Genomic DNA, 13,027 nt, shown 5'->3' on the forward strand with positions numbered 1-13,027 from the left:
GAACTGCCGAGACGCCTCGAAGACGCAAATATTTTTCTTTGGGGGCGCAACTAACCTAAAATCCGGGAAATAGCCATCCCCATACCGGCTTCTCCGGCGAAGAAAGCTTGGAATGAACTCTTCGGCGAAAGTGTCCCCCTGGTGGAACCCGTCCGTACACGCCGATCGCCGTCCGTTCCTGATCGGGCGCAATGCGATCCAGGCGGCGTTGCGCGGGTTTTTCGCGCGCGAGGATTTCATCGAGGTGGATACGGCGGTGCTGCAGATCTCCCCGGGCAACGAGGCGCATCTGCATGCCTTCGCCACCGAAGCACTGACGACGGACGGGCAAAAGGCGCCATTCTATCTGCACACCTCGCCGGAATTCGCCTGCAAGAAGTTGCTTGCGGCGGGTGAGGAGCGCATCTCGTGTTTTGCCCATGTCTATCGCAATCGCGAGCGCGGGCCGCTGCACCATCCTGAATTCACCATGCTTGAATGGTATCGGGCCGGCGAAAGCTACGAGAGCCTGATGATGGATTGTGTGCGGATCCTGGCGCTCGCGGCCGAAACGGTAAAGACTGAAAAACTTGCCTATCGCGGTGGCGAAAGCGATCCCTTCGCCGGTCCGGAGCGGATTGGCGTTGCCGAAGCATTCGAGCGTCATGCCGGCATCGATCTTCTCGCCTCGGTCGCCGCCGACGGGGCGACCGATCGCGATCATCTGGCGGCAGAGATGAAGCGCGCCGGCATGCGTGTTGCCGATGACGATGGCTGGGCCGATCTGTTCAGCCGGGTGCTGGTCGAAAAGATCGAGCCGCATCTCGGCTTCGGCCGCATCACCATCCTCGACGAATATCCGATCTCGGAGGCTGCACTTGCGCGTCCCTCGCCACGCGATCCCAGGGTTGCCGAGCGGTTCGAACTCTACGCCTGCGGCGTCGAGCTTGCGAACGGCTTCGGCGAGCTCACCAATGCTGCCGAACAGCGCCGGCGGTTCGAGATCGAAATGGCCGAGAAGGCGCGTGTCTACGACGAAACCTATCCGATTGACGAGGACTTCCTTGCCGCAGTTTCGCTGATGCGTGAGGCAAGCGGCATCGCGCTCGGCTTCGACCGGCTGGTGATGCTGGCGACGGGAGCATCGCGCATCGATCAGGTGCTCTGGGCGCCGGTTGCGGAGTACGGAAGATGAATGCCGTCAAACCGCTCAAAAGCGTCGACGATCTGGTGATGGCAGGGCTGGTCGCGCCCGCCGATCGCGCAACGCTCGAGCAGGTTGCGGCGCGTTACGCGATCGCGCTGACACCTGTGATCAGCGAGCTCATCGACCTCACCGATCCTGATGATCCGATCGCACGGCAATTCGTGCCTGACATAGCCGAACTCACGATCGCCCGAGAAGAACGCGCCGATCCGATCGGCGATCATGCCCATAGCCCCGTCGAAGGCATCGTTCACCGCTATCCCGATCGTGTGTTGCTCAAGGCCGTGCATGTCTGCCCGGTTTATTGCCGCTTCTGCTTCCGGCGCGAAATGGTCGGGCCGCAGGGCCTCGGCACGCTCGATGCGGCGGCGATGCAGGCAGCTTTCGACTACATCAGAGGTCACGAGGAGATCTGGGAGGTCATCCTCACCGGTGGCGATCCGCTGGTGCTTTCTCCGCGCCGCCTCCATGATATCATGCAGGCACTTGCCGGGATCGCCCATGTGAAGATCGTGCGATTCCACACCCGCGTTCCTGTTGTCGATCCCGGGAAGATCGATGCGGCGATGATCGCCGCGCTGAAGGCGAGCGGCAAGACGGTCTATGTGGCGCTGCATGCCAACCATGTCAGAGAACTGACGGCGGAAGCGCGTGCTGCCTGCGCCCGCCTCGTCGATGCCGGCATCGCCATGGTCAGCCAGTCGGTGCTGCTCAAGGGCGTCAACGACGATCCCGACGTGCTTGCGGCACTGATGAAGGCCTTCGTCGAAATCCGCGTCAAACCCTATTACCTGCATCATCCTGATCTGGCGCCCGGCACCGGACATTTCAGAGTGACGATCGAGGAGGGGCAGAGGATCGTCGCCGCGTTGCGAGGGCAGATTTCCGGTCTCTGCCAGCCGGCCTACATCCTCGATATACCGGGTGGTCACGGCAAGGCCGTTGTCAGTGGAAGCGCCATCCGGGCTAGCGGTGACGGGTGTTATTCCGTCTCGGATTATCGCGGCGGCGAACATTCCTATCCGCCCGCGGATTGACGCAAACGGGTGCTTTTCGTGTCATTTCTGTACTCGCTGCGCTCCAAACTGCGGCGTCCGTCGCGCTCGAAACGAGTTTAAACGACTGATATAAAACTATTATTGCCGCTTGCATGGAAATGGTCGCTAAAATTCTAACTGTGAGCGCTAATCATATTTAACCCAATAAATTAGCGGAATTTTCTGTTTTCCGCACTAAAAGAACGCTCATGACAAGGCGATGAACGCCGGTTCGGGATCATGAGAATCTTGGAGTGATGGGATGCATAAGACAATCCGCGACCTCGTAGCCAAATACGGCAAACTTCCTGCGTCGATCGACCAGGTCGCCGACGATGCCGACCTTTATGCGGCCGGTCTGACATCCTTTGCTTCGGTGCAGCTGATGCTTGGCATCGAAGAGGCGTTCGACATCGAATTTCCCGACAATCTCCTGAATCGCAAATCCTTCGCGAGCATCTCTGCCATCGCCAGGACCGTCGATCTCATCCGGGACAGCCGGAAGGTCGCCTGATGAACTTCCCCGTCAAGATCATGCAGGACGGTCTTGTCGCTCGGGTCGCACGCGTCGCCGAAATCGCAGCGAAACACGCCGATGCGGTCGACGTCGAAGCCCGCTTCCCTAGCGAAGCCGTGGATGCGATGAAGGCCGAAAGGCTGCTCGGCATCCAGGTGCCGCGCCAATTCGGCGGCGAATCCGCCTCGATCACCGAGATCGCCGAATTGTGCTCGATGCTCGGCCAAGCCTGTGCGGCAAGCGCCATGGTCTTCGCCATGCATCACATCAAGCTGTCGAGTCTCGTTGAACACGGCGCCGACAGTGAATGGCACCGCGGCTTCATGCGCCGCATTGCCGCCGAGCAGTTGCTGATCGCATCGGCCACAACCGAAGGTGGTATCGGCGGAAACCTTCGCAACAGCATTTGCGCGGTCGAGGTCGATGGTGACACCTGCCGCCTCGAAAAGGATGCGACCGTCATTTCCTACGGTTCACATGCCGACGCCATTCTCATCACCTCGCGTGCCCATGCGCAGGCGGCTTCCTCCGATCAGGTGCTGACGGCCTTCCTCAAGGACCAGTACACGCTCGAGAAAACGCATGTCTGGAATACGCTCGGCATGCGCGGCACCTGCTCCGACGGATTCCTCTTCAAGGGGCAAGCGTCGGCGCATCAGATCCTGCCGAAGCCTTTCGCGGAGATCGCCGCGCAATCCATGCTCGCCTCCTCGCATCTGTTGTGGAGCGGCGTCTGGTACGGCATCGCGGTCGACGCCGTCGTCCGCGCCCAGGCTTTCGTGCGCGCTGCCGCCCGCAAGGCGCCGGATGCGCAGCCGCCGGGCGCGCTGCGCCTGGCCGAGGTTTCGAACCTGCTGCAGATGGTGAAATCCAATGTGGTTGCCGGCCTCAAGGCCTATGAGGATGCCAAGGTCGATGTCGACCGGCTGTCTTCGATGGGATTTGCGGTGGCGATGAACAACGTCAAGATCGCCTCGTCCGAGACGATCCTGGAGATCGTCAACCACGCCATGCTGATCTGCGGCATCATGGGCTACAAGAATGGCACGCCCTTCAGCCTTGGACGCCATCTGCGCGACGCGCACTCCGCACAGCTGATGATTTCGAACGACCGCATCCTCGGCAATACGTCGAGCATGCTTCTTGTCCATAAGCAGGACACTAGCCTACTGGGGTGACAGTCATGGATATGCAGACCTCGTTTCTGGACCGGCTTTTCGAAGCCGGGCTGCTGATCGATACCGGCATCGATGGGCTCTATGGCCGCAGCGGCCAGTTCGAAGAGGTGATCGCTGCCTTCGAGCGCCTAATCGACACGTTCGGCGGCGCCGACGGCGCGGAGGCCATGCGCTTTCCGCCCGGCATGAACCGCGCCTTCTTCGAGACGAGCGGCTACATGAAGAGTTTTCCGCAGCTCGCCGGCACGGTGCACAGCTTCTGCGGCAGCGAACTGGATCATGTCAGTCTGCTGCAATGCATGGAGGTCGGCGAGGACTGGACCAAGGGGCAGGAGGCGACCGACATCGTGTTGACGCCGGCCGCCTGTTATCCACTCTATCCAACGATCGCCAAGCGCGGCAACCTGCCGAAGACGGGCGGCCTCTTCGACCTGCAATCCTATTGCTTCCGCCACGAACCGTCGAAGGATCCGGCCCGCCAGCAGCTGTTTCGCATGCGCGAATATGTCTGCATGGGCACCGAAGAGCACGTTACCGATTTCCGCCAGCGCTGGATGGATCGCGGTGTCGAGATGATGAAGGCCGTCGGCCTCGAGGTGACGATCGATATCGCCAACGATCCGTTCTTCGGCCGCGCCGGCAAGATGCTCGCCAACAACCAGCGCGACCAGAACCTGAAATTCGAACTGCTGATCCCGATCACCTCGACCGCCAATCCGACCGCCTGCATGAGCTTCAACTACCATCAGGATGCCTTCGGGACGAAATGGGGTCTCAATCTTGAAGACGGCAGTGTCGCCCACACCGCCTGCGTCGGCTTCGGACTGGAGCGCATCGCGCTGGCTCTCTTCCATCATCACGGGCTCGATGTGAAGGAATGGCCGGCCAGCGTACGGAAAGCGCTGTGGGGTTGAGCCGGTCGATGACATCGGTATTTTCGGGAATCGACCCGGAGACCTATCGTCAGCACGCGCTGCATTCCGGCGAGCGTACCTGGCCGGAAACCAATTGCTATGTCGATCTCTGGATCGAGGTGCTGGCGACCTCAGGCGTTGCGCCCGAGGCGATGCTCGGTTTCACCCTGACGCAGGATTTCGAGGGCGACCAGTTCACCTTCTTCAAGGTGCCGCTCGAAGATCTCGAAGCGCTCTACGGCATTCGCGCGACCGAGCTTGCCATTTACGACCGCGTCGAACGCCATGTCGAAGTTCAGATCGCGCGGGGCCGTCTCTGCCTGATCGAGATGGATTCCTTCTACATGCCGGATACGCGCGGGACCGCCTACCTGTTGGAGCACGGCAAGACGACGGTGGCCATCAACCGGCTGGATGTTGCCGCCAAGCGTGTCGATTATTTCCACAATGCCGGCTATTTCCGCCTCGAAGGCGAGGATTTCAACGGGCTGTTCCAGCTGCAGCTGACGGAGAATGAGCCGCCGTTCCTGCCCTATGCGGAATTTGCCCGGTTCCCGGAAAAGCCCGCTGATGAAAAGTATCTGCGCGCGACCGCCCGGCGGCTTGCCGGCGTTCATTTCAACAGGCGTCCCAGCGAAAATCCGATCCGTGCATTTGCAAGCGTTTTTCCGCAGCAGGTCGAAGCGGTGGCGGAGCGGCCGTTCGGCTTCTTCCACAAATATGCCTTCAATACGCTTCGCCAGGTGGGCGCCAATTTCGAGCTGGCGGCCGATTATCTGGTCTGGCTTTCTGCTGATGAATTCGCCGCGGCCGCCGAGCATGCCCGGCGCATTTCGGATACGGCGAAATCCGTGCAGTTCCAGCTTGCCCGTGCCATCGCTCGCCGGAAGTTCGAACCGCTGCAGGCAGCCCTTGATCCGGCTGCCGATGCATGGGATTCCATGATGGCGTCGCTTGCGGGGCGAATCTGAGGCCGGAGATCTGACCATGCGGGGGCGTTTGGCAAGCATCGGTGCCGAGGAAAGTCTGCTTTCCGAAGGCTGGAACCTGATCCTGACGGAGCCGGGCGCCTGCGCCGTGCCGCACGATATCCCGCTCTCCGCGCGGCTCATCCCAGCGCCCGTTCCCGGAACCGTCGCCGCAGCGCTGGAAAAGGCCGGGCTGTTCGATCGGGAAAATCCCGAACCGTTGAACACCAGGGACGCCTGGTATCTCTGCCGACTCTTCGATGCCGAGCCCGGCGAGGCAATCCTGCGTTTTGCAGGGCTCGCGACGCTTTGCCATGTCTTCCTGAACGGCCAAGAAATCCTGTTTTCCGAGAGCATGTTCACGGCGCACGAGATTCCGGTGACGCTTTCGGGCGGCGACGAACTGGCGCTATGCTTCCGGGCGCTCGGCCCCCGGCTGTCGGAGCCGGGCCTGCGCGCACGCTGGCGGCCGCAGATGATCACGCCGGCGGGGCTGAAGAATTTCCGCACGACGCTGCTCGGTCATATGCCGGGTTGGTGCCCCGATATCCATGCCGTCGGGCCATGGCGGCCGATTTCGATGGTGCGGCGCAATCCCGTCTCGATCGACAATGTCTCCATCCGCGCGGTGTTGGAGGAAAGCGGCGTCGGCCGCCTCAGCGTTTCCCTGCATAGCAATGCCGAGCATCCCGCGATGCTGCTGCACTGCGGCGGGATGGAGCAGCCCTTCGAGAAGATCGGCGACAATCATTACTCGGCTATCCTCAAGCTTTCCGACATCGAGCCCTGGTGGCCGCATACGCATGGCGCTCCGCGCCTCTACGAGCTGACGCTGATTTCCGACGGCGTTGAATATCCGCTGGGCAGGACCGGCTTCCGGCGGATCGACGTTGACCACGGCGAAGACGGCGACGACTTCGCGCTCACCGTCAACGGCGAACGCATCTTCTGCCGCGGCGCGGTCTGGACGACAGCCGATATCGCGCGTCTGCCGGGCGGGCGGGCGGATTATGAGCCGTTCCTGCGGCTTGCCGCTGGCGCCGGCATGAACATGATCCGCATCGGCGGCACCATGGTCTACGAGACGCCCGATTTCTTTACGCTCTGCGACGAGCTCGGCCTGCTGGTGTGGCAGGATTTCATGTTCGCCAATTTCGACTATCCGCGCAACGACAAGGCTTTTCTCGGCCATGTGCATGCCGAGGTCGAGGAATTCCTGCACGGCGTCCAGGCGTCGCCTTCCCTCGCAGTGCTCTGCGGCGGCAGCGAAATCCACCAGCAGGCGGCGATGCTGGGTCTGCCCATGGAATTCTGGAGCGGGCCGGTCACAGATGAGATCATCCCGGCCATCGCTACGCGCATGCGTCCCGACGTGCCCTATGTCCCGAACTCGCCCCATGGTGGAGCGATGCCGTTTTCGCCCAATGCCGGTATTGCCCATTATTACGGCGTCGGCGCCTATATGCTGCCGATTGCCGACGCGCGTCGCGCCAACGTGCGTTTTGCCTCCGAGAGCCTCGCCTTCGCGCATGTGCCGCAGCAAAGGACGCTGCAACGGCATCTCGATGTGCCGGCTGTGCACAGCCCGCTCTGGAAGGCGCGTGTGCCACGCGACCGCAGCGCATCTTGGGATTTCGAGGATGTTCGCGATTTCTATCTGCAGCTTCTCTACGGCTTCGATCCGGCCCAGCTGCGCCGCGAAGATCCGGGGCATTATCTCGATCTCTCCCGCGCCGTCACCGGCGAAGTGATCGAAGAGACCTTTGCCGAATGGCGGCGCAAGGGCTCCTCCTGTAACGGCGCCCTCGTCTGGACGTTGCAGGATCTGCTGCCCGGTCCCGGCTGGGGGGTGATCGATTCCACCGGAGAGCCGAAGCCGGCCTGGTATGCGATGCGCCGTGCATTCCGGCCGGTTCAGGTGGTTTTCACCGACGAGGGAACCAACGGTCTCGACGTGCACATCATCAACGAGACGGATGCCGCTCTCGATGTGGAACTCGAAGTCATCTGCCTGCGGGACGGAAAACAGCAGGTGCTCAGCGGTAGCAGGGCTTTCAAGCTGGCCGCAAGGGACACGGAGCGTATTGCCTGCACCGCGCTGTTCGGCGCCTTTTTCGATACGACCTATGCCTTCCGTTTCGGGCCGCCGTCGCATGATGCGAGTGTTGCGCGCCTGCGTTCGCTGGCAGATGGCGCCATCCTCGCGGAAAGCTTCCACTTCCCGTGCGGACGGGGGAAGGCGTTGCATGATGCCGGCATCGAAGCATCACTCGGCAGGGACGGCGACGACTGGTTCGTCGATCTGAGGACCGACCGGCTGGCGCAATCGGTGCATATCGACGTCGAAGGCTACCGGGCCTACGACGACTGGTTCCACCTCGCCCCCGGTGCGATGCGGCGCGTGACGCTCTCGGCGCTGCCCGGCACCGAAAGCGATATCGCGCCTGCAGGCGAGATTAGAAGTCTGGGAAGTTCGCATCGTGTCGCCCTCTCGGGCTGAATCTCGCGAAAAACGATGCCGATCCATTGAGAAAGACCGCGATTTGAGAACTACATACCGCTTTTTGCGTGCCCATGTGCTGCAGCGGCTGATCCCGCGATCGCGGCTTGCCTTCAATCCGCGCAAGCCGGTGGAAATCGTCGGCTATCTCTCGATGGCTGTCGGCGTCGGCGAATCGGCAAGGCTTTGCGCCGGCGCTCTGTCGGAGGCGGGAAGGGCGATTTCGCTTTCCGACGTCAGCACGCATCCCGACGAAGAGTCCTTCGCCGGATGGACACCGTCGCCTCTCTCGATCGAGGCGCCGGGAAGCCGTATCTGGCATCTCAATCCGCCGATGCTGCCGCGCGCCATTCTGAAGAAGGGCGTTGCGAATTTCACCCGCGCCTTCAATATCGGGTATTTCGCCTGGGAGCTCGAAGTCGTGCCGGCCGAGTGGCGCAACGCTATGCACTATATGAATGCCGTCTTCGTGCCGTCGGAATTCACCCGGCGGGCGATTGCGCCGCTCACCAAGGCACCCGTTATCGTCGTTCCGCATCCCGTCACCGCGGCGCCGGCAACGGAAGGCATGCGGGAGAAGTTCGGCATCGAGAAGGCCGCCTTTCTCGTCAGCTTCATTTTCAGCGCCGGCTCCTCGATCAACCGGAAAAATCCGCAGGCGGTGATCGAAGCCTTCAGGATATTCGCCGCCGAGGCCCCAAGCGCTTTCCTGTTGATGAAGGCCAGCGGCGATGTGAACAAGGACAAAGGCCTGCGCGCACTGGTCGCTTCGGTCGCGGGTGACGCCCGGATCAGAATCGTCACTGACAGGCTGTCGAACGCCGAGATCAACGGCCTCATCCGCTCTTCCGACGCCTATCTTTCGCTGCATCGTTCCGAGGGGTTCGGGCTGACGGTTGCCGAGGCGATCATGCAGCGCACGCCGGTTATCTCAACCGCCTGGTCGGGCACGGCGGATTTCTGCGATCCGGACAATACATGGCTGGTCGACTCTCCCCTCATTCCGGTCGTCGATACCCATCCGGACTTTGCCGGGCTCGAGGGCGCGATCTGGGCAGATCCTTCTCCGGAAGCCGCGGCCGCGCGCCTCGGGGATATCTTCCGCGCGCCCGAGCTTGCGAGAGAGAAGGCTGAAAAGGCGCGGGCCTTCCTGCTGCGCTACCTCGCTGAGAACAGCTATGAGAAAGCGCTTCAGAAGCTATCGGCGATGCAGGCAAGCTAAGGTGAGGTCGCCACTCAGCTTTATTTTAACATTTTTGCATTAGAGGTGGCGGGTATCCGGCTTTAGAGCATGTCGCGCAAAGGTATGCAGCGGTTTTGCGATAACGGCATGCGTAAAAACAAAGGCCCAAAGCGCGAGGAGCGAATCTGAAAGATCGCGACGCGTTTTAGGCCGATCCTGGCGGATGGACAGATGTCGAAGGGTATTATCGCAAATTCGATGATGAATGCGGCGGCAGGCATGTTGCTCTTGCTGACGGGCTTCATTTCATCGATCATAACGGCGCGGCTGCTCGGACCGGAAGCCAACGGCATCGTCGCCTTCTCGCTCTGGCTGGTGGTCACGGGCGCCTCGATCGCCGAACTCGGCTCCAGCATCACGCTGTTGAAGACCCTACCGCAACTTTCTGCGGAAGGATACGACGCGCGCCGCCGGCGCGGTTTTGCCGCCATCCTCGTCAGCTTCATGATGTTCTCGACCGTCGTGCTGCTGGCGCTCTACGCTCTGTTTTTCCTGACCTCCGAGGAGATGCACTGGGCCGATACCGCGCCGTCCGTCGCCCTGGTTACCGGCGTGCTGTTCTTCGTCCAGGCGATCGGATCCTTCGTCAAATTTTACCTGATTGGCGAAAAAAAGCTTGGTGCCTTCTTCCGGCTGACGGTCGCAGTCTCGATTGTGCAGCTCGCCGGTGTTGCCGTCGGCGCCGTTTTCTATGGCGTCGAGGGTGTTCTCGTCGGTTATGCGCTCGGCCAGCTCGTGCTGTTTTTCGCTACGCTGCCGATCCTTCTTTCGCGGCGTGACTGGTGCGGGGTTTCGCTGAAATCTCTCGCTTCCTCCTCCGTTATCCTGTCGATCCAGTTCATCATCGATTCCATCTTCCTCAATCGGCTCGAACTGCTCTTCCTGCAGCAGTTCTGGTCGGTGGAGATGGTCGGCTACTACGCCGTCGGACTGTCGATCGCCAATATCGCCCTTCAACTGCCGATCCAGATGACCGGCAGCCTGCTGCCCTATTATTCCGAGCGGCGTCACAACAGCGACGATTCGACCTTGCCGGTCGAGGTCTTCGCAGCCGTTACCCGCAGCATGGCCTATATCGTGTTGCCGATGAGCCTCGGGCTGGCAGCGATCTCTAGCGAGCTGGTGCTTGTGGTGTTCGGCGAGGCGTTCCGCCGCAGCGGCACGGTGGTGGCGCTGCTGGCGCTCGTCGCGCCCGCCTATACCTTCATGCAGATCCTCAGCCTCTATCTGTTGTCGATGGACCGGGCCCGCTCCCGCCTGAACATCAGTGTGATAGGTGGCCTTCTCATGGTAGCGGGTTGTTTACTGATCGTACCTAGGCTTGCAGCCGAGGGTGCCGCACTCGTGCGCATCCTCGTTTTCGTTGCGATGTCGGTGATGATGATCAGACAGACAGGATTCGGATCCCAGCTTTCGGGTCTCTACGCAAGCCTGACGAAGGTGACGCTCGCCTCCGTGCTCTGCGCTTGCGCGGCGATTTCCGTGCTGGAATTCCTCCATGGCCCGGTCGGACTGGTCGCTGCAATCGTCGCCGGTACAGTCTGCTATTTCGCGGCGCTCCGCGTGCTGCGCGCCGTGCCGGGCGAGGATGTCGACGTCATGCGCTCCATTCTCGACAAGATGCCGTCGCTGTTGCGCCGGCCTGTGGGGCACGCAATCAATTTCATTGCACCGCGGCTTCCCGGCGATCCCGATCGTGCCAAGGTCGCGCCCGGCGAATTCTCGCTCGATCCGGCTGCGGGTGCCGGACGCAGCGCTGCCCTGCCTGTCGTGTTCGACGGCACGGTCGGGCTGTTCATGCCCGAGAATCCTCTAGTGAAGAAACGTTCGGCGGCCGTGCTCTTTGTCAGCCCGTGGGGTTTCGAGGAGATGTGCAGCCGCAAATTCTTCCGCGTTGCGGCCGAGCATTTTTCCGATATCGGCGTACCGAGCCTGCGCTTCGACTATCGCGGCACCGGCGATGCGCTCGATTTCGGCGCGCTGCCGGCAAGGCTGGAGACCTGGGAAAATTCGATCCGTGCGGCCGCCGTCAAGCTGAAGTCGCTGAGCGGCTGCGACCGCGTCATCCTCATCGCCCAGGGCCTTGGGGCAACACTTTCCCAGCGCATCGGCTCCTCGATCGACGGTGTCGACAGCCTGGTCATGCTGGCCCCGGTGCTGAGCGGCCGGGCCTATCTGCGTGAACTCAACATGTGGTCCAGGATTATCGATGCCGATCTCGGCCTCGGCAAGGAGCACGTCCAGACGGCAAAGGTGCAGATCGCCGGGTTGGTCATGCCCGAGGAGATCGCTGCCGAGCTCGGCAAGCTCAGCATCGCTTCACCGCAGGGGCTTGCAGCCCCGCGCTATCTGATCCTCGAACGTCCTGCGAAGGCCGAGGATACCGGCTTTGCCGATGCGCTGAGGGCGCTTGGCGCCGATGTCGAGCAGAGGGCTTTCGAGGGCTATGACGAGCTCGCCACCAATCCGCTGTTTGCCAAGACGCCGATTGATGTCATCGCGCTGTTGACGACGTGGCTGGAGGCAAGGACGACGGAGACGTCCGCAGCCCATTCATCGGCAGCGATCGAGAACCCGCCGCTTGCAGGTGACGGCTTTACGGAAATGCCGGTGCGTTTCGGAAGCCATGATCACCTGGTCGGCGTCGTCAGCCGGCCGCTGGGCGAGATCAAGGGCAATGCCGTGCTGTTCCTGTCGACGGCCTATGACCGGCATGCCGGCTGGGGACGGACGACGGTTGATATGGCCCGCGAGCTCGCGCGGCAAGGCGTCGTTTCGCTGCGCTTCGATTCCGCTAATGTCGGCGACAGCCCGCCGCGGCCGGATGCACCGGAACAGGTGCTTTACTCCGATACGCAGACCGCGGACGCGGTCGCCTCGCTCGATCTGCTCGAAAGCATCGTCACCGGTCCGGTCATGGTCGCCGGCCGATGCAGTGGCGGTTATCTCGCCTTCCGCGCAGGGGTCGCCGATGAGCGTTTGAAGGCCGTCGTGTCGATCAATCCCTTCGTCTACTACTGGGATCCGAAGATCCCGGTGCGCAAAGAGCATGTCGTTTCCGTTCCCCGCAGCCTGGATGACTACGGCCAGCGCCTGGCGCGGCTCGATACGCTGAAGCGGCTGCTGCGCGGCCAAGTGGATGTGGTTTCGGCGCTGCAGAATGTCGTCATCGCCGCCGGCCGCCGGTTGTCGCCGTGGATCGCGCCGCTGCTCGAGCTGCTTCCCGACCGACGCCATATCGCCCGCGAGGTCAGGCATTCCTTCGCGCTGTTCGGCAAACGCAAGGTGCCGCTGACGCTGATTTACAGCGAAGGCGATGTTGGGCTCGATCATGTCTATTTCCATTTCGGGCCGCGCGGCGCAAGGCTTTCCCGCTATCCGAACGTCCGGCTGCTGATGCTGCCGGATGCCGACCACAACCTGACGCCGCCGCAGTCGCGCAAATTCGTGCTGGACGAGATCATTCGTCTCGCAAGAGCGTGAC

At 61.8% G+C, this 13,027-nt stretch carries 9 protein-coding genes; all 9 read left to right on the plus strand.

What is annotated here, in order from left to right:
• Nucleotides 1-112 precede the first annotated feature (112 nt).
• Nucleotides 113-1,174, plus strand: coding sequence for an EF-P lysine aminoacylase EpmA (gene epmA, locus HJB82_RS12360; protein ID WP_221140098.1), 1,062 nt, complete (start codon nt 113-115; stop codon nt 1,172-1,174).
• Nucleotides 1,171-2,223 (plus strand): lysine-2,3-aminomutase-like protein, encoded by a 1,053-nt coding sequence (locus HJB82_RS12365; RefSeq protein ID WP_207582208.1) that lies wholly within the window; start codon nt 1,171-1,173, stop codon nt 2,221-2,223. The genes epmA and HJB82_RS12365 overlap by 4 nt, the downstream gene beginning before the upstream one ends.
• Before the next feature lie 262 nt (nt 2,224-2,485).
• Complete coding sequence (locus HJB82_RS12370; RefSeq protein WP_209880691.1) at nt 2,486-2,737, plus strand: acyl carrier protein; 252 nt, start codon at nt 2,486-2,488, stop codon at nt 2,735-2,737.
• Nucleotides 2,737-3,918 (plus strand): acyl-CoA dehydrogenase family protein, encoded by a 1,182-nt coding sequence (locus HJB82_RS12375; protein WP_221140100.1) that lies wholly within the window; start codon nt 2,737-2,739, stop codon nt 3,916-3,918. Before HJB82_RS12370 ends, HJB82_RS12375 begins: the two co-directional genes overlap by 1 nt.
• A gap of 5 nt (nt 3,919-3,923) precedes the next feature.
• On the plus strand, nt 3,924-4,832 hold the full coding sequence (locus HJB82_RS12380; RefSeq protein WP_207582206.1) for an amino acid--[acyl-carrier-protein] ligase: 909 nt from the start codon (nt 3,924-3,926) through the stop codon (nt 4,830-4,832).
• Nucleotides 4,823-5,803, plus strand: a complete 981-nt coding sequence (locus HJB82_RS12385) for a DUF1839 family protein (RefSeq protein WP_207584402.1) — start codon at nt 4,823-4,825, stop codon at nt 5,801-5,803. Before HJB82_RS12380 ends, HJB82_RS12385 begins: the two co-directional genes overlap by 10 nt.
• Nucleotides 5,804-5,819: 16 nt before the next feature.
• A complete protein-coding gene (locus HJB82_RS12390) occupies nt 5,820-8,300 on the plus strand; it encodes a glycoside hydrolase family 2 protein (RefSeq protein ID WP_221140102.1) in 2,481 nt (826 codons plus the stop codon).
• Between the two features lie 43 nt (nt 8,301-8,343).
• Nucleotides 8,344-9,522 (plus strand): glycosyltransferase family 4 protein, encoded by a 1,179-nt coding sequence (locus HJB82_RS12395; protein WP_221140104.1) that lies wholly within the window; start codon nt 8,344-8,346, stop codon nt 9,520-9,522.
• Nucleotides 9,523-9,714: 192 nt separating this feature from the next.
• Nucleotides 9,715-13,026, plus strand: coding sequence for an oligosaccharide flippase family protein (locus tag HJB82_RS12400; RefSeq protein ID WP_207582203.1), 3,312 nt, complete (start codon nt 9,715-9,717; stop codon nt 13,024-13,026).
• Nucleotide 13,027: the final 1 nt, after the last annotated feature.

This window comes from Rhizobium sp. NZLR10 (assembly GCF_019685125.1).
In the GTDB taxonomy this organism is placed as follows: Bacteria; Pseudomonadota; Alphaproteobacteria; order Rhizobiales; family Rhizobiaceae; genus Rhizobium.